Genomic DNA, 19,295 nt, shown 5'->3' with positions numbered 1-19,295 from the left:
TTAAGCCATAATCATAAGAGCATTATTTAAAATTTAGCCATAAAAAAGCGCCACCCTAAGGTAGCGCTTTTAATTCAATAACTGCTTAAATGAATTATGATTTCTGACGACGCATTGCGTCAAAGAACTCTTCATTAGTTTTGGTCATTGATAGTTTGTCGATCAAGAATTCCATGCTGTCAGATTCACTCATTGGGTGAACGATCTTACGCAGGATCCACATTTTCTGTAGCTCATCAGCTTTCGCCAATAACTCTTCACGACGGGTACCAGAACGATTAATGTCAATCGCAGGGAAAATACGTTTCTCAGCAATTTTGCGAGAAAGATGCAGTTCCATGTTACCTGTACCTTTAAATTCTTCGTAGATAACTTCATCCATTTTAGAGCCAGTATCCACTAGCGCTGTTGCGATGATAGTTAAACTACCGCCTTCTTCGACATTACGTGCCGCACCAAAGAAGCGCTTAGGACGGTGAAGAGCGTTAGCATCCACACCACCTGTTAATACTTTACCTGAAGAAGGAATAACGGTGTTGTAAGCACGCGCTAGACGAGTAATTGAGTCAAGTAAGATAACAACATCTTTCTTATGTTCAACCAAACGTTTTGCTTTTTCGATAACCATTTCTGCCACTTGTACGTGACGTGAAGCTGGTTCATCAAACGTTGATGCAATGACTTCGCCTTTTACAAGACGTAGCATCTCAGTTACTTCTTCCGGACGCTCATCGATAAGCAATACCATCAACACACATTCTGGGTGGTTGTGAGAAATACTTTGAGCGATATTTTGCAGTAACATTGTTTTACCGGCTTTTGGCGGTGCAACAATCAAACCACGTTGGCCTTTACCGATTGGAGAGGCTAAATCTAGAACACGCGCTGTAATATCTTCTGTTGAACCATTACCACGTTCCATACGCATACGATCGTTTGCGTGTAGTGGAGTAAGGTTTTCAAAAAGGATTTTATTGCGAGCGTTGTCAGGTTTGTCGTAGTTTACTTCGTTAACTTTTAATAGAGCAAAGTAACGTTCACCGTCTTTCGGTGGACGAATCTTTCCGGCAATGGTGTCGCCAGTACGAAGGTTAAAACGGCGAATTTGGCTTGGTGATACATAAATATCATCAGGGCCTGCAAGGTAAGAACTGTCTGCGCTACGCAGAAAGCCGAAGCCATCTTGCAAAATCTCTAGAACACCGTCGCCAAAAATATCCTCACCACTCTTCGCGTGTTGCTTAAGAATGGAGAAGATGATGTCCTGCTTACGTAAGCGGGCCAGGTTTTCCAATCCTAAACTTTCGCTAAGTGATACCAACTTAGGAATAGGTTGGCTCTTGAGTTCTGTAAGATTCATAGTGGTGGGTTTCTTGTCTGTCAAAATCGGGGTTCTATATTAGTTGAGATAAGGATGACCAATAGGGTTTGGTCAAGAATTGAACGGAAATGCAATTTCTGTGCATTACGTTAACACTAAATGTTCTACCAGTCTAGCATAGTCGCTAGACCAACCATGCACAACTTAGAAATTGTGCATGGCTGGTATTATATCACTTATAAGTTCGCTTCAAGGAACTCTTTCAGTTGAGTTTTTGATAACGCGCCAACTTTAGTTGCTGCCACTGCGCCATCTTTAAACAGTAATAACGTTGGAATACCACGAATACCAAACTTTGGCGGTGTTGCCGCATTTTGGTCGATATTTAATTTACCAATCGTTAATTTGCCTTCGTATTCATCAGCGATTTCATCAAGAATCGGGGCAATCATTTTACATGGACCACACCATTCAGCCCAAAAATCAACCAGTACCGGGCCCGCAGCATTGACAACATCAGTATCAAAACTTTCATCGGTAAGCTGCACAATCTTATCGCTCATCTTCCACTCCAACAGTGATTTTGTTAGCTGATATTGAATTAACCAGCAAATCGTTATCCTATTTGAATGGAATACGTTTCGTATTGCAACCCTAAGCTGATATTCTATAGTAATGAAAACGACACATATCACAGAGCAGAAATTTGCCGAACTAGGGTTAAACCCTCTAGTGCTAAAAGGATTGGAAGAGAAAGGGTTTCATTATTGTACCCCGATCCAGGCCTTGGCATTGCCAGTTGTGCTCACTGGCCATGATATCGCGGGACAGGCTCAAACAGGTACGGGTAAAACCCTTGCCTTTCTGACCGCTACTTTTAACTATCTATTGGAGACACCTGCACCAGCAGAGCGTAAAACCAATCAACCGCGGGCGATCATTATGGCGCCAACACGTGAGTTGGCGATCCAAATTTTCAATGATGCGTCATCGCTACTTGCAAGCACTGGCCTTAAAGCTGGCCTTGCTTACGGCGGTGAACCTTATGAAAAACAAAAACAAGTGTTTGACGAAGGCGTTGATCTTTTAATCGGTACTTGTGGCCGTATTATCGACTTTTATAAGCAGCGTGTTATCGACCTTGCCAGCATTCAAGTGGTGGTATTGGATGAAGCCGATCGTATGTTCGATTTAGGTTTTATTAAAGATATCCGTTTCTTGTTCCGCCGCATGCCTGAACCTAAAGCGCGTTTAAACATGCTGTTCTCAGCAACGTTATCATACCGCGTTAAAGAACTTGCATTTGAGCACATGAATAGCCCAGAAAGTGTTGTGGTTGAACCTTCACAAAAAACAGGCCATCTCATTCAAGAAGAGTTGTTCTATCCATCAAACCAAGAAAAAATGCGTTTATTACAAACGTTAATTGAAGAAGAATGGCCAGATCGTGCGATTATTTTCGCTAACACTAAGCATCGTTGTGAAGATGTTTGGGGGCATTTAGCCGCTGATGGTCATCGCGTTGGTCTACTCAATGGTGATGTACCACAGAAAAAACGTGAACGTATTCTAGAAGAATTCACTAAAGGTGATCTTGATATCCTAGTAGCTACTGATGTTGCTGCTCGTGGTTTACATATCCCAATGGTTACGCACGTATTTAACTACGATCTTCCTGATGATGCAGAAGATTATGTTCACCGTATTGGCCGTACTGGTCGTGCAGGTGAAAGCGGTAACTCCATTAGTTTTGCTTGTGAAGAATACGCGATTAACTTGACAGCGATTGAGGCTTACATTGAGCATGGTATTCCACAATCAAAGTATGACTCTGAAGCACTTTTAGATGATTTACCTGCGCCGATTCGCTTACAGCGTACTCCTCGTCAAGGTGGTCGTCGTAATAACCAGCGTCAAGGTCAAGGCCAGGGCCAAGGGCAATCTCGTCAGCGAAATAATCGCCGTCGTCCGCCACAAAACAAACCAGCATAAAATAAGTTAAAGTATCTCTATGGAAAGAAATTCAGTATCACCGCTTTATGCCGCTATTGATCTAGGTTCGAACAGTTTTCATATGTGGGTTGTTCGTGAAGTCAATGGCAGTGTTCAAACGCTAGCTAAAATTAAACGAAAAGTACGTTTAGCTGCGGGTTTGAATAATCAAAACGAACTCAGCCAAGATGCCATTCAACGGGGTCTTGACTGTTTGGCAATATTTGCCGAGCGTTTACAGGATATTAAACCTGATCATATTCGCATTGTCGGCACAGCCGCCTTGCGCACAGCGGTCAATGCTAACGAATTTCTTTCCCAAGCTCACAGTATACTTGGGTATCCAGTGAGTGTGATTGCGGGTAAAGAAGAAGCACGTATTATCTATCAAGGGGTAGCACATACCTCGGGTGGCAGTGATAAACGCTTGGTGGTCGATATTGGTGGTGCCAGTACCGAAGTCATTATTGGTGAAGGTTTTGATGCCAGCGCCCTGACGAGCCTAAAAATTGGTTGTGTCACTTGGCTAGAGCGGTATTTTAAAGATCGCTACCTAACCTCGGTCAACTTTGATGCTGCCATTAACGGTGCTAAAGAAGCGATTGAAACCATTATTGAACGTTACACCCACCAAGGTTGGGAAACCTGTGTTGGCGCTAGCGGCACCGTGCAAGCATTACAAGAAATTATGCTAGCACAAGGCATGGATGAGATTATCACTCTGCCAAAACTTAAGCGCCTTCAACGCCAAGCAATGCAATATGAACGCTTAGAAGACCTTGATATTGAAGGGTTGACATTAGAGCGTGCACTGGTTTTCCCTAGTGGATTATCGATACTAATTGCGCTGTTTGAATCATTGGAGATTGAATCTATGACCCTTGCTGGCGGTGCGCTACGTGAAGGCTTGATTTATGAAATGATGGATCAAATGCGTCATCACGATGTGTGCTCTCGTACTATTATGAGCATGCAACAACGGTTTCAATTAGATCATACCCATGCCGATAACGTCAGTGATATGGCGTTAGCGTTATTAGCCCAATGCCCAAGTTGGCAATTGGAGCCACCAGCTGAAAACTTGCTTCAAGCGGCGGCCAAATTACATGAAATTGGTGCTAGCATTGAATTTAAAAAAAGTGGTGAACATGCGGCTTATTTAATTAAGCACATGGACTTACCGGGCTTTACTCGCGCTCAAAAAAATCTTATTGCTGAGCTATTGCGCCGCCATAACGGCCCATTAACCAGCTTACCAGAGCAACATGCGTTATCGGCGCCAAGTGCTGCTCGTTTACTACGTCTACTGCGATTAGCGATTATTTTATGCCACCGCCGAGATCAAAACTGTTTGCCTCCCTTTAGCTTACGCATGGAAGACAACAAATTGACGTTATTATTATCGGCAAAATGGTTGATCAATAATCCATTAACTCGTAGTGAACTTACCCAAGAAGCCACCCGCCAAACAGATATGGGCTGGCCAATGACAGTAACGGCACAAGACTGATAGCACTTAATAATTTAGTTAAGCGGATTTTCCTCTTAGCACTATGATCAAAAAAGGCTCCCCAAGGAGCCTTTTTTATTAGCTATTACTTTACGATTAGCTGGTCTTAACCTGTAATACCACTGTGACGCAACATCGCATCAAGTTGTGGCTCACGGCCACGGAAACGCTTAAACAATTCCATTGGCTCTTCGCTACCACCTTTTTCTAATATGCATGTTAGGAAGTCGCTACCGGTTTGAGTATTAAAAATACCTTCTTCTTCAAAACGAGAGAATGCGTCGGCTGACAATAATTCTGCCCACAAGTAACTGTAATAACCTGCGCTATAACCACCTGCAAAAATATGACTAAAGCTATGCGGGAAACGACCCCACTCAGGACTAGGCACCACAGATACTTTGTCTTTAACTGCAAACAAGGTTTCTAACACTTGGGCACCAACTTGTGGATCGTAGTTAGTGTATAAACTGAAATCGAATAAACCAAATTCAAGCTGACGCAAAATAAACATCGCAGATTGGAAATTTTTAGCCGCTAGCATTTTATCTAGCATCGCTTTAGGCAATGGTTCACCTGTTTGGTAATGACCAGAAATAAACGCTAACGCTTCTTCCTGCCAACACCAATTTTCTAAAAATTGACTTGGTAATTCCACTGCATCCCACGGCACACCATTAATACCTGATACCGCCGCCACATCAATTTGGGTTAGCATATGGTGAATACCATGCCCTGTTTCATGGAACAAGGTTGTAACTTCGTTATGCGTAAACAATGCAGGTTGATCGCCAACAGGACGATTAAAGTTACAGGTTAAATATGCCACTGGTGTTTGCAGGCTACCATCAATGCGAGTACGGCGAACCATACACTCATCCATCCATGCGCCACCACGTTTATGTTCACGGGCATATAAATCTAAATAGAAACTACCACGCAACGTACCTTTAGCATCAAAGATGTCATAGAAGGTCACCGATTCATGCCACACTTGCACCCCATGGCGCTGTTTTATCTCAAGCCCAAACACACGATTTAGTACTTCAAATAATCCCGCAACCACTTTTTGTTCAGGGAAATATGGTCGTAATTCTTCATCAGAAATACTGTAACGATGTTGCTTTAATTTTTCAGAATAAAAAGCAAAATCCCACGGCTCAAGCTGTTCAACCTTAAATTCATTACGCGCATAGTCGCGCAACTCAGCCACTTCACGCTCACCTTGTGGCTTGGCGCGATCAGCTAAGTCATTTAAAAAGCCCAGCACTTGGTCAGTCGATTGTGCCATCTTAGTTGCCAGTGATTTCTCACCGTAGCTGCTAAAACCTAATAACAATGCAACTTCATGACTTAATTTTAGTTTTTCAGCAATGATGTCAGTATTATCAAACTCGCCCGTATTTGGACCTTGATCAGACGCTCGTGTGCTAAATGCTTGATACATTTCGGCGCGTAACTCGCGGTTATTACAGTACGTCATCACAGGTAGGTATGAAGGAATATCTAACGTAAATAGATAGCCTTGCTCATCTTTAGCTTGTGCATTCGCTTGTGCTGCTTGCAATGCGGATTCTGGTAGGCCGCGAAGTTGCTCAACATCAGTGATCACTTTGCTCCACGCCATAGTGGCATCGAGTACATTGTTACTAAACGTTGAGGCTAATTCGGATAAGCGTTTACTGATCTCACCAAAACGTTGTTGCTGCTCAACAGGTAAACCAATACCAGAAAGCTCAAACTCTTTCAGGGCGTCAGTAACTGCTTTTTGTTGGGCTTGACTTAAATCAGCAAAATCATCACTAGCTTGAATCATCTTATACGCATCATAAAGGCCTTTATGTTGTCCAACCCACGTCGCGTAATCTGATAATAACGGTAAGCAACTTTCATACGCTTGGCGTAACTCAGGGCTATTTTTCACCCCATTAAGATGCCCTACTGGTGACCAAATACGTCCAAGACGATCATCTAATTCAGCCAATGGACGACAAATCGTATCCCATGTCGGCATCTGAAATTGAGATAACACAGCTTCAACGTTATTTCGACAATCAGTGATCGCTTGTTCAATCGCAGGTTTTATGTGTTCTGGCTTAATATGAGCAAACGGTGGTAAATCAGTCATCGTCAACAATGGATTAGACATACATTTTTCCTTTATTTTTATCTTATTATTAACATGCGCCCGTGATAGATAAATTTCAATCATTTGCTTAGTTTAGAATCTAAAAAGACCCAAATAACGCATTTCCTTAATTCTGATAGTAGCAAAGGTTGGCGTCATGGTTGGATATTGATGAATAATTGACGATAATAGCCATTAGCATCCCTGCTTTAGATACCGATAGAGACTAATTTCATGCTGAGTTATCGCCACAGCTTTCATGCTGGCAACCACGCAGATGTGGTTAAACACATTGTTCAAAGCTTAATTCTGGATGCACTCAAGCAGAAAGATAAACCATTCGTGTATCACGATACTCACTCAGGTGTTGGTCGTTACGATCTCCAAGACGAGCGCAGCGAAAAAACTGGTGAGTTTAAGCAAGGTATCGCCCGTATTTGGTCACGCGACGATATACCAAGTGATATTGCTGCTTATATTGATACGATCAAAGCCCTTAACAACGGTGACGAACTGCGTTATTACCCAGGTTCACCCAAGGTCGCTCGTTCACAAATCCGCGCACAAGATCGAATGGTGTTAACCGAGTTGCACCCAAGTGATTTCCCATTATTATTACAAGAATTCCGCGGTGATCGCCAAGTAAAGATGTATCAAGAAGATGCTTTTGCGCGTCTAAAAGCGAGCTTACCGCCTAAAGAACGCCGCGGTATGGTGCTTATTGATCCTCCTTATGAGCTTAAACATGAATATCAAGATGTGGTCAAAGCAATTAAGCATAGCCACCAACGTTGGGCGACAGGTACCTATGCAATTTGGTATCCGGTGGTTTACCGCGAAACAATTGATAATATGATTCAAGGTTTAAAAGACTTAAATATTCGCAATATTCTTCAAATTGAACTGGGTGTAGAACCGGACACTGAAGAACGTGGTATGACGGCTTCAGGCATGATTGTGATTAATCCACCATGGAAACTAGCCAGCCAAATGCAGCAAATACTGCCATGGTTACAACAAGCGATAGCACCAAATCATGGTCACCATAAAATCGAGTGGATAGTACCTGAGTAAACAACAGCGATAATCTATCGACTCAATAAGCAGCCACATTTACTTGTGGCTGTTACATTTCCCTCGTGACAATCATCATTTTCGATGGTAAAACATCATACTAATCTATTTTTCCGATTTTAAATCCTCGTCACTCAGCCCAATCTTGATTACACTAGGTGACAGTGAATATTCATAACATCTATTGGAGTAAAGTCATGGCGAAGCATTTTGATTACATCTGTATCGGTGGTGGTAGCGGTGGTATTGCATCAGCAAACCGTGCAGCAATGTATGGCGCTAAAGTAGCAATCATTGAAGCAAAAGCACTTGGTGGCACTTGTGTTAACGTCGGTTGTGTACCTAAGAAAGTAATGTGGCACGGTGCTCAAATCGCTGAAGCTATTCACCTTTACGCTAAAGACTATGGCTTTAATGTTGATGTGAAAGAATTTAGCTGGGCTAAACTGGTTGAAAACCGTGAAGCTTACATCAGCCGTATTCACGCTTCTTACGACAATGTACTTGGCAATAATAACGTCGAAGTAATTAATGGTTTTGCGACCTTTGTTGACGCAAAAACTATTACCGTTAACGGTGAGCATTACACCGCTGATCATATTTTAATTGCAGTTGGTGGTGAGCCATCAATTCCAAATGTACCCGGTGCTGAACATGGTATCGACTCTAACGGATTTTTTAAACTTGTTGAGCAACCAAAGCGTACTGCGATTGTAGGTGCTGGTTATATCGCGGTTGAAATCGCGGGTGTATTAAGTGCTCTCGGCACAGATACCCATCTGTTCGTTCGTAAAGAATCACCATTGCGTAGCTTCGATCCAATGATCGTGGATACTTTAGTGGAAGTAATGGCAGCAGAAGGCCCAACCCTTCACACCCATTCAATTCCTAAAGAAGTAGTTAAAGAAGCCGATGGTTCTATTACACTTCATTTTGAAGACGGTAAATCACATAACACCGATTTATTGATTTGGGCGATTGGTCGTCACCCAACCACGGACAAAATCAACCTTCAAGCTGCTGGTGTTGAAACTAACGCTCGTGGTTACATCAAGGTTGATCAATACCAACAAACCAATATTGATGGCATTTATTGTGTTGGCGACATCATGGAAGGCGGTATCGAACTAACACCCATTGCTGTTAAAGCCGGTCGTCAATTGTCTGAGCGTTTGTTTAACAACAAGCCTGAAGCAAAAATGGACTACAAACTGGTACCAACAGTGGTATTTAGCCACCCGCCAATTGGTACTATTGGCCTTACAACTCAAGAAGCGATTGATCAATATGGCGAAGAAAACGTCAAAGTTTATCAATCAGGCTTTACCTCAATGTACACCGCAATAACGACTCATCGCCAGCCATGCAAAATGAAACTTGTTTGTGCGGGTGCAGATGAAAAAGTTGTTGGTTTACATGGTATCGGCTATACCGTTGATGAAATGATTCAAGGTTTTGGTGTTGCCATCAAGATGGGCGCAACCAAAGCTGATTTCGATAGCGTTGTTGCTATCCACCCAACAGGTTCGGAAGAATTTGTTACGATGCGATAGTCATGCATTAGACCACCATTAACATCTAATGGGGTTAATTTAAGCTGGTTATATCTATATTGATAACCAGCTTTTTTATTCTGTGAATTTACATAACAACAACAAATATATCATTTAATTAAAAATAAATTCCATATTATATTCATTTCAATGTTAATCTTGTTTCATAAAAAATAACTAATTTAACTTCATGTACTTAATTATTTATTACAATGGAAATATTTAATTGTAACAACAATACAGTTATGGTAAATATACGCCTAAAATTATATTTAATGATGGCGATAAAGATAAATCATGCTTTATTTAAAAATATTATTCAAATGTAGTATGAAAAGATGAAACTGAAAAAAATATTTCCATTTATGATCGCTATTTTATTAAGTGCTTTATTATCTTTATTAATAAGTCATATTACTATTCGTTATATAGAACAAAAACAAATAGCTACAATTGAAGCATTATTAGATAATGTTATATATAAACCTAAGCAACATATTGAGCATCTAGACAATCTACAAGCCAATAATGATGAAGAAAATGAACGAATTTTAGATTTAATTGACAGAAAACATCCAGAAATAATGGGGATTTCATATATAAAAAACGGGAAATATTATTATGGTAATAATGGTAGTATTAGTAATACAATTCCTAATTATATAAAAGATGTGATAAACAAAAATCTTCCTGTTAAATTTTTCACTGACCCTTATAATAAAAATAATCTAATTTATATTTTTAAATATGATAATGGTTATTATATAATAAATTTCTATTCCAAATTATTAAACGATTTTAGTCACAACGCAATAACAAATTATCAAGTCAAAGACAATAATGACAAATCTCCTATGTCTTTTTTATACTATAGTTTAACCAATAATATAAAACACTTACATTTAGTCATTACTAGCGGATTAACATTAAATAAATTCATCTCATTATTATTTAGTAGTTTCATTCTGTCATTACTATGTATATATACAATTTCATTTCTACTAACCTCATTTTTTGATAGTAAAAGAGTTTTAAATAGAAAAATGAAAAAAGCTGTCATTAATAATGAATTTGTACCTTTTTATCAATCAATATATTCTGCTAAACAAAAGAAATTTATTGCAGCTGAAGTATTATGTCGATGGCATTCAAATGGACTTATCATCCCACCATCTGAATTTATTTCTGACCTAGAAAAAACTAATGATATAAAAGAAGTCACTTTCACTTTAATAAAAAAATCATTTGCTACTATAAAAAAATCAAATATAAATAAAGACTTTATGCTAAGTTTCAACTTTACCGTCACAATGCTTCTTGATGAAATATTTATGACTAAAATCATCAGTTTCATTAAAGAAAATCCAATGGTAAAAAATCGAATTATCATTGAATTAACCGAAAGCGAAAATAATTTTATTTATCTAAATGAAATAAATAAAATAATGCATCAATTAAAAAAAGAATCAGTATTACTCTCTATTGATGACGTAGGTACTGGATATTCCAATCTAATAACCATACAAGAATTACCTTTTGATATAATGAAAATAGATCGATGTTTTATATCAGATAAATTTGCCGTGTCAAAAAGTAATATGCTTGAAACTTTGGCTATTTTAGGTAATTCTTTGAATTTAATGATTGTTGCAGAGGGCATCGAAACGATATCAGAATTAGAAAAAATAAATAGCTTAAATATTGATTTGTGCCAAGGGTTTTATTATTCAACTCCTTGTAATTCAAGTGAGTTTATAAATAGAACTGTTAGTGAACCACATCTATACAAATAATAACATTTATAATTAAAAGTACTATCTATATTTATTTTTATATCATGTCATGTTGTTTATCTAAAAATAAAACACAGCTAAATTATTCCCATTCAAATCGATTTATATTGTTACTTTTAGCTTTATATAGTGCTTTATCTGCTCTTTGTAATCCTACTTTATTTGATTCAACGGGTGATTTATATGCCATACCTATACTCAGTGTCATATAATTTTCATCTCTAACTATAATTTCTTTTATCTCATTTAAAAGATACTCCGCAAAAATAACAGCCTCTTGTTTATCATTACTGATAATGAATGCTGAAAATTCATCACCACCTAATCGTGCAGAAAATATATTTTCATATTTATAATTTAATAAAACCTTCCCAAAACAATGTAAAATTCTATCACCTTCTTCATGTCCATATTTATCATTGATTTTTTTAAAATTATCAATATCAATCATAATAAATAAAAGCATCTTATTTTCATGCTTTCTTAATTCGTCATAGAAATATCTACGGTTAGGAAGTTCAGTTAAATCATCAATTGTTGCAAGCATCTTAAAATAATTACATTGTTTATTTGTTTTTTTTATTGAAATAATTATTCCGGTTATTAATAATAATATACCTATTGTTTTAAATACATTATATATCCATAGTGAAACCCATATTGGTTGTATACTAACATCATTATAAACAGTAGCTAATAAAGAACCGCCCCATAAAAACAAACCAATACTCAAAATTATATATGCTTCTTTAACTAAAAAATTAGTCCATTGAAGTAATATAAAAGAAATTAATATAAATACTAAATTTAGTATATCAAATGAATATTTATACAATATATTATTCTCATGCGGGATTTTTATATCAGAAAATAAAATCATACTAATGCATATATTAGAAAAAACACATAAAAATAGTGTAATAATAAGAACTCCCTTTGTACGATTATACGTTGAAAGTTTTTTTTTGTGCTTTTTTAGTAATTGGTACAATTTAAACATCTTTTAAAAACATCCTTTATATCTTATAACAATCCTGAAGAGTATCACCCTATAATATATTATATCAAAAATTCATATGAAACACAGTTAGTACCGACAACTTAATTTCCATGTTTTCACTGCGGTTTAATTATTAAGATAAAAAAACACCGCTTAAAAGCAGTGTCTTTGTTTTGAGTTTTATCAAGCTAACTAATGATGATGATGACCATCTTCATGGTTATGACCACAGCTACAGCTTGGCGCAATCACCGTTTGAATGGGGGTTAAGGTAATTTTAGTTAATAACTCTTCAGTACTAACAGTATTTAATAAATGCATGTTCTCAGCGTTAACGGCCATTGGGTCTTCAATTGCACGTTGAGCTTGCATGACGTCAATCATCTGTTGAGTCACAGCTTCTGGTAACGACAACTCACGGATCACTTTAAGTTCATTGTTAGCAGTATCAAGTGCCATCATTGATAATGCCAATGTTGATGTTGTTGGCTGTTGAAAATACTCACTTGGGATAGCTGCGGCATTAAACTGAATATCAAACGCTAGCTCAGCTAATTTAAAGACAACCAAGCAACCACCATTATCAGTTTTCATCAAACCAAACTCTGCAGTGGCTTCTGCCATCATTTGTTGTTCTTCTGCTGTGATGCCCGTTAAGCCAATAAAAACGATATTACTCATATCATTACGGAACATCTCAATAACTGCGCCATCACCAGCAACAAACGGATGTTCATCAATGATCTGACCGACATGAAATTGCTGATTTGAATGTACTGCCATGGTGTACCTCATCGTTATTTAAGCTCAATCATTTCAGTCTATACGAAATTAACAAGCATTTATGATATAGATCTATTCTAACCATTACCTTGTGATTAACAATACTATCAAAATCAAAAACACTGTTACCAAACAGTAATAGTTATATTTTAAAATCATAAAAAAGCCTTAACAATAAGTTAAGGCTTTAATTTATAAAAACTAAATATTATATCTTTTATTTTGCAGGTGCGAAATCTGCAGCCGCTGGGCGATGTGCAGTATAGATAGCTTCACCATCACTCTCAGCATCAAAGATAACCTTAACATCAGGGCTAAATAAAATAACATCGCCAACTTCAGCAACATATTTAGTACCCGCTTCATCACGAACCACAATTTTACCTTTAGTGATCACTTTGTACTCAACAGAATCATAAAAGTATTCAAATTCAACACCAGGAGACATGGTGAAGTGACCAATCGTTAGTGCATTACTGTTAGTAGTTACAGCAACTTCAGCCATGTCACTTTTTAAGCCTTCAACTTCAAGTAATTTACTTAAATCATTAAGTTTAAAAGTACCTGATTTAATCAGTGTAATACCTGGCTTAGTTGTTAATGTTGTCATTGGTAGATCCTTATTTTCATATATAAGACCAAAGTTAATACTTTCATCTTATTGAGTATTTGTGATCGTATTACCTTGATAGTAATACGATCTATTATTGGATTTAGAAGTCACATAAATAAATGTCGGTACTCGCTAAGTTATTCTCATAACCTCAACCAAATATTTATTTAATTAGGCATCATCTTGGGTGATGCTTTCTGGTGTGATGGAGTCTAACGGATCACAAAAAATCAACAATAGCTTAAAAATATAAAGACTATTACCATACGGTAACAATATGCGAGTAATAACGCTCTGACACTATAAATAAGTATTTTATTTTTAATAGTATGTAGACACTATATGCTTCAAGTAGAAAAAACGCTTAGTTCGAATAAAAAACTTAAAAAACAGCATAAATAACCAATTTTTTCGTTACTGACTATTCCATCTATTCAATAAAAACGGTAGTCTTCAAATTCTTATTTATGGGATAACAATGAATAGTTATTCTAACAAGACCTCGGGGATACCCCCATTAATTCGGCCGTTTCTACCAGTAGGTTATATAAAAATATGCATCAACAAGCAGTAACACCACCTAAAAATATCCATAATTGGTTAATGTTTATCATCCCATCATTAATGGGGGTATTTTTATTTATGGCACCAATTAACTTTGATGGTGATATCACTATTCCCATTGCAGTATTAGCCAAAACTATTCAAAGCCATTTTGAAAATTCGCTAACATCCATTGTGACGGCTATTATTAGCTTCACTGCTATAATGTCTATTATCACTAAACTGTTTAAACCCGGATTTATCATCCGTAATAGCTTCGTCAATGGTATATTAAACCCATCTCCCATGTGGTTTATTGTGCAACAACTTGGCGCTATCTTTGCGGTGATGACCTACTTTAGCCTTGGCCCGGTAATGTTCCGTAACGATGCCACCGGTGGCTTAGTCTTAAATGATTTATTGCCAGTATTGTTTTCAGTATTTATTTTTGCGGGATTATTATTACCACTACTGCTTAATTTTGGCTTACTCGAATTCTTTGGTACTTTATTTACTCGGATCATGCGCCCTATTTTTGGGCTACCTGGTCGTTCATCTGTTAACTGTATTGCTTCATGGTTAGGTGATGGCTCTGTTGGCGTATTACTGACCAGTAAGCAATATGAATCAGGCATGTACACCCAGCGTGAGGCCGCGGTTATTGGAACAACATTCTCAGCAGTATCGATTACTTTCAGCTTAGTGGTCATTGCTCAAGTTAATTTAGAGCATATGTTTGTCCCGTTTTACTTAACCATCTGTTTAGCGGGTTTAGTTGCCGCGATTATCGTGCCACGCTTACCACCGTTATCACGTAAGAAAAATATCTATATTAATGGCACCACTGAATCATCACATGATGAAACGGTTCCTGAAGGTCATAACATTTTCTCGTACGGACTAGAGCAAGCACTAAAAAAAGCAGCTGAAGTAAAAAGCTTACCTGCAATTCTGCTTGATGGTATTAAAAACGCGGTTGATATGGTGTTTGGCGTGCTGCCGGTTGTGATGGCAATTGGTACCATCGCATTAGTGATCGCTGAAAACACCCCTATTTTTGATTACCTAGGAATGCCATTTATTCCATTCCTTGAATTGCTACATATTCCAGAAGCAGAAGCAGCATCAAAAACAATCGTCGTCGGGTTTGCTGATATGTTCTTGCCATCAATTTTGGCATCAACCATTCAAAGTGATATGACCCGCTTTATTATTGCCGCGATGTCAGTCACCCAATTGATTTATATGTCTGAGATTGGCGCACTACTCATTGGTAGTAAAGTCCCCGTTAAAGCATGGGAGTTGTTTGTGATCTTCATTCTGCGTACCTTAGTCACTCTGCCAGTAATTGCGCTAATGGCACATTTGATTTTCTAAATTATACGGTTAATAAATACCAAAAAGGCGACCACACGGTCGCCTTTCTTCATTTACTCACTTGATAACCACACAGACCTAACCTTTATAAATCTTAGGGTTAAATACATTCTGAAACCAATCACCTAGCCAGTTAATCACTAACACTAAGGTAATTAGTACTATTCCAGTGAACGCGGTGATCCACCATGAGCCAGAGAAAATATAGTTAAAGCCAATGCTGATCAGTGAGCCTAACGATGGCTAATAAATAGAAGCACGTGCTTATTAGAGAACACAGCCAACACTCTACAGAGCCAATAAGAGCAATCATTATGATTAAAAAACATAACTGTACATCCTCAGCGCTATCAACATCTATTAGTAAGTAAGCAATTAATTTATATAATTATTATCATTACATCTATATAAATTGAACACATTTTAATACTACTAATACAAACCATTCACCTACAGAATATATAACTTGATACAAATCAAATTTAGTATGCAATAGGTTTGTTTTATTTGCGAAAATATCTAAAATTCAACGCATATATATATACTAAATAGGCATAATAATGCAATTCAAGAAATCTATCCTCGCAACCGCACTTCTTTCAGTCTTGACACTTTCTGGTTGTAATAGTGGTAGTAGTGACACAGCAACATCTACAACAACAATTAATAGTGACTTTCCTAATGTGAAAATGTGCCTGACAAGCAATCCTATTGCATGTGATAACAATGGCGTTATGACAAATAATGATGGTATTGGTCAACTCGTTATTACCGCGCAAGATAAAAATAAAACGATTATTGTCGAAACAGATGGACATACTTTTTCCGCGCCAGCAACATCAACATTTGTAACACCAATAACAACATTAGTTGTTAATGCGATGAAAAATAATAAAAATCTAACGGTTACTGATGCTAAAAATACTGTTAAAGACAATTTTTCTGAATTTACTAATAAATATCCAAACATTAATATTTTTGGAAACCCAAATAAAAACCCAATCTTAGAAAAAATTATTAATGCGCTAGAAGAAACATCAGTTAAGTACAATAGTGTTGATATTGCAGACTTAGTAAATAAAGCGATGGATGTATCAGATACATCGGTGCCTGTAATTCAAGAGGGGGGTTCAACTGAAAACATCGAACAACCGCAACTAAGTCAAGATGCAAAAACAATCAAGCCGCAAGTTTTAAAGATTGAAGATAAAATCCAACCAATTGATCTAACGACTCTATTTACCCTTGATGGTGATAGCTCGGTATTAACATACCATGTAAAAGGTATGCCACAAGGGTTAACCAATAAAGGCAATACAATTGAAGGTGCAATCACTCAAGCAGGCGCGTTCACAATAGAAGTTATTGCTAACAATAACGGCGCACTCAGTGAGCCAGCAACGCTGACATTTGAAATTACTCCTGTTGTACCTAATACAGCACCAACAGTGATCAAAGCAGGACAAACAGAACTTCAAAATGATACTGATAGCTTAAAGCTAACCCAAGGTGAGTCGATCGGTGATGATGTGACTTATACTATTTCCGATTTATTCAACGATATTGATGGCGATCAATTAACAATTACTCCTACATTTAAATCTACAAAGACAAATACGAGCAACGGTATTACGGTAACACAAAAAGGTAATCAGCTTATATTATCAGGCACACCAACCAATGCAGACGAAATGACGTTAACCATTTCAGCCAATGATGGTGTTAACGCTCAAAGTGCAAAAGCCATTATTACATTAAAAGTTACCGCTGTTACACCTAATGCTGCACCAACGTTGATCAAAGCAGGACAAACAGAACTTCAAAATGATGCTGATAGCTTACAGTTAACACAAGGTGAGCCGATCGGTGATGTGACTTACCCTGTATCATCTTTATTTAGCGATACTGATGGCGACTCATTAACAATTACTCCTACATTTAAATCTACAAAGACAAATACGAGCAACGGTATTACGGTAACACAGCAAAATAGCGACCTGATCTTATCTGGCACTCCAATCAATGCAGACGAAATGACGTTAACCATTTCAGCCAATGATGGTATCAATGCTCAAAGTGCGGAAGCAACTATTACGTTCAATATTGCAAAAGGTGTAAAACCTGAGCCTCTGAAGCCAGATGCACCTTATGTAATAACGCCAGAGAGTATCAAAAAAGATTTTATTGATGGTAAAAAATGGTATATGACCTCATATCTTGTAGAAGAAAGCTCAAAACCAATAATTGCAAAAATTGTTGATGGTAGCCACATAAATATCAAAGATCCTGAGTTCGGTGGTATTTATACTTTTAATGTGGATAAATCTAATAGCATTAACATCCCAAAAGAAAACCAAACATTTAATATTTTTTACTCATCGTCAAATATCATTCTTGCAGGTGATCCAACCGAGCAAAAAGGCCCACTTGATATTTGGTTAACACACCCAATTAACAACCAAATAGCTAAAGATCTTCAAAAAGAACAATTTCAAGATAATACTTATTATTATTTAGAAAGTTACCCCGATAATATCAATGTCCAATCAGTAACTCTTACTAATGAGAATATGTCTGATTCCGGGGAAATTACTTTAGATTATACAACATACAATATTCTTGAAGTAAATCAAAAAGATGGCACTATATTATTAGAAAGCAAACAAGACACAGAAAGAGATACAATCAATCTTAATATCTTGTTTACTAACCAGCAAACAGCACAAAGCATTGCTAATAAATGGCGTACTCTAAGTCTCAAGTGATTTCTCCCGTAGCCAAAGCGGACTAATCAACAAAGGCGACCACACGGTCGCCTTTCTTCATTTACTCTCAAGATAGCAAATCTAATCTAACCTTTATAAATCTTAGGGTTAAACACATCCCGCAACCAATCACCTAGCAAGTTAATCACTAAACCTACCGATGGTTGACATAATTAAACCAACACTATCAACGCCCCTCTAGTCCGCTATTTTCTTAAAACTCAGAGATGCGCCACCAAACTGAGCTAGCCACTATTTTCACAAACTGCAGACGAAAAAAAACCTGAATCTTTCGATTCAGGTTTTCTTAATGATGGTAGGTGAAGAGCTAGATTCTAATATCGGTGAACCCCCGATCCTCTAGCTTTAAACCAATGATACCGATTTACTTTTATACAGACGAAAAAAAACCGTATCTTTCAATACGGTTTTCTTAATGGTGGTCGGTGAAGAGGGATTCGAACCCCCGACCCTCTGGTCCCAAACCAGATGCGCTACCAAACTGCGCTATTCACCGACAATGTTTAGGCTTACAAGGCCAAGGTCTCTAATAAAAGATAACCTGAATAATGGGGTGGCTAACGAGGCTCGAACTCGCGACAACCGGAATCACAATCCGGGACTCTACCAACTGAGCTATAGCCACCATTGTTAGTGGTCGGTGAAGAGGGATTCGAACCCCCGACCCTCTGGTCCCAAACCAGATGCGCTACCAAACTGCGCTATTCACCGACTAAATCGTTACTAAGAAAACAAACCATCTGGTCCGCTAATCCTAGAAGCCTGGGATACGCTATAAAACTACGTTATCACTGACTAAATTCTGTGTGCTTGTAAAACAAG

General features: G+C 37.7%; 13 protein-coding genes, 3 tRNA genes and 1 pseudogene. 7 read left to right on the top strand and 10 right to left on the bottom strand.

Annotation, left to right across the window (positions count from 1 at the left end; all coding sequences use genetic code 11):
• Positions 1-94: 94 nt before the first annotated feature.
• Positions 95-1,360, bottom strand: coding sequence for a transcription termination factor Rho (rho, locus tag CIK00_RS19230; RefSeq protein ID WP_101770211.1), 1,266 nt, complete (start codon positions 1,358-1,360; stop codon positions 95-97).
• Positions 1,361-1,557: 197 nt separating this feature from the next.
• Positions 1,558-1,884, bottom strand: coding sequence for a thioredoxin TrxA (trxA, locus tag CIK00_RS19225; protein ID WP_045032077.1), 327 nt, complete (start codon positions 1,882-1,884; stop codon positions 1,558-1,560).
• A 112-nt stretch (positions 1,885-1,996) separates the two neighbouring features.
• On the opposite strand from trxA, the gene rhlB reads away from it, so the two are divergent.
• Together rhlB and gppA are read left to right on the top strand one after the other, a co-directional pair.
• Entirely contained in the window at positions 1,997-3,313 is a 1,317-nt protein-coding gene (gene rhlB / locus CIK00_RS19220) for an ATP-dependent RNA helicase RhlB (protein ID WP_101770210.1), read from the top strand.
• 19 nt (positions 3,314-3,332) lie between these two features.
• Positions 3,333-4,823: a guanosine-5'-triphosphate,3'-diphosphate diphosphatase gene (gene gppA / locus CIK00_RS19215; RefSeq protein WP_101770209.1), complete on the top strand. Its 1,491-nt coding sequence runs from the start codon at positions 3,333-3,335 to the stop codon at positions 4,821-4,823.
• Positions 4,824-4,929: 106 nt separating this feature from the next.
• Here gppA and prlC read toward each other — a convergent pair whose 3' ends face one another.
• Positions 4,930-6,972 carry an oligopeptidase A gene (gene prlC / locus CIK00_RS19210; RefSeq protein WP_101770208.1) on the bottom strand — a complete coding sequence of 681 codons (2,043 nt, stop codon included), beginning with the start codon at positions 6,970-6,972 and terminating at the stop codon, positions 4,930-4,932.
• A gap of 213 nt (positions 6,973-7,185) precedes the next feature.
• Between prlC and CIK00_RS19205 the strand changes: the two genes are divergently transcribed.
• The 3 genes from CIK00_RS19205 to CIK00_RS19195 all read left to right on the top strand — a co-directional run bounded on the left by CIK00_RS19205 (position 7,186) and on the right by CIK00_RS19195 (position 11,371).
• The gene (locus tag CIK00_RS19205) at positions 7,186-8,025 is read left to right on the top strand and encodes a 23S rRNA (adenine(2030)-N(6))-methyltransferase RlmJ (protein ID WP_101770207.1); all 840 of its coding nucleotides are present in this window, start codon (positions 7,186-7,188) and stop codon (positions 8,023-8,025) included.
• Between the two features lie 197 nt (positions 8,026-8,222).
• Positions 8,223-9,578 carry a glutathione-disulfide reductase gene (gene gorA / locus CIK00_RS19200; protein WP_101770206.1) on the top strand — a complete coding sequence of 452 codons (1,356 nt, stop codon included), beginning with the start codon at positions 8,223-8,225 and terminating at the stop codon, positions 9,576-9,578.
• A 338-nt stretch (positions 9,579-9,916) separates the two neighbouring features.
• A complete protein-coding gene (locus CIK00_RS19195; RefSeq protein ID WP_101770205.1) occupies positions 9,917-11,371 on the top strand; it encodes an EAL domain-containing protein in 1,455 nt (484 codons plus the stop codon).
• Positions 11,372-11,453: 82 nt separating this feature from the next.
• Here the strand turns inward: CIK00_RS19195 and CIK00_RS19190 are convergent, their stop codons facing one another.
• The 3 genes from CIK00_RS19190 to CIK00_RS19180 all read right to left on the bottom strand — a co-directional run bounded on the left by CIK00_RS19190 (position 11,454) and on the right by CIK00_RS19180 (position 13,764).
• Positions 11,454-12,251, bottom strand: coding sequence for a GGDEF domain-containing protein (locus CIK00_RS19190; RefSeq protein WP_167388585.1), 798 nt, complete (start codon positions 12,249-12,251; stop codon positions 11,454-11,456).
• A 312-nt stretch (positions 12,252-12,563) separates the two neighbouring features.
• On the bottom strand, positions 12,564-13,154 hold the full coding sequence (locus CIK00_RS19185; RefSeq protein ID WP_101770203.1) for a hypothetical protein: 591 nt from the start codon (positions 13,152-13,154) through the stop codon (positions 12,564-12,566).
• 217 nt (positions 13,155-13,371) lie between these two features.
• On the bottom strand, positions 13,372-13,764 hold the full coding sequence (locus tag CIK00_RS19180; RefSeq protein ID WP_101770202.1) for a hypothetical protein: 393 nt from the start codon (positions 13,762-13,764) through the stop codon (positions 13,372-13,374).
• A 558-nt stretch (positions 13,765-14,322) separates the two neighbouring features.
• Here CIK00_RS19180 and CIK00_RS19175 point away from each other — a divergent pair.
• Complete coding sequence (locus CIK00_RS19175) at positions 14,323-15,687, top strand: YjiH family protein (RefSeq protein ID WP_101770201.1); 1,365 nt, start codon at positions 14,323-14,325, stop codon at positions 15,685-15,687.
• A gap of 78 nt (positions 15,688-15,765) precedes the next feature.
• On the opposite strand, the pseudogene CIK00_RS19170 reads toward CIK00_RS19175, so the two are convergent.
• Positions 15,766-15,930 (bottom strand): annotated as a pseudogene (locus CIK00_RS19170) (ABC transporter permease); the annotation flags it as partial.
• Between the two features lie 317 nt (positions 15,931-16,247).
• On the opposite strand from CIK00_RS19170, the gene CIK00_RS19165 reads away from it, so the two are divergent.
• Positions 16,248-18,452, top strand: a complete 2,205-nt coding sequence (locus CIK00_RS19165; RefSeq protein WP_101770200.1) for a hypothetical protein — start codon at positions 16,248-16,250, stop codon at positions 18,450-18,452.
• A gap of 440 nt (positions 18,453-18,892) precedes the next feature.
• Here the strand turns inward: CIK00_RS19165 and CIK00_RS19160 are convergent.
• From CIK00_RS19160 to CIK00_RS19150, 3 genes are all read right to left on the bottom strand, one after another.
• Positions 18,893-18,969, bottom strand: a tRNA-Pro gene (locus CIK00_RS19160).
• Between the two features lie 53 nt (positions 18,970-19,022).
• Positions 19,023-19,098, bottom strand: a tRNA-His gene (locus CIK00_RS19155).
• Positions 19,099-19,107: 9 nt separating this feature from the next.
• A tRNA-Pro gene (locus CIK00_RS19150) sits at positions 19,108-19,184 on the bottom strand.
• Positions 19,185-19,295 lie beyond the last annotated feature (111 nt).

The organism is Photobacterium carnosum (genome assembly GCF_002849605.1).
GTDB classification, from domain to species: Bacteria; Pseudomonadota; Gammaproteobacteria; order Enterobacterales; family Vibrionaceae; genus Photobacterium; species Photobacterium carnosum.
This window is presented reverse-complemented; position numbering and strand designations above follow the sequence as displayed.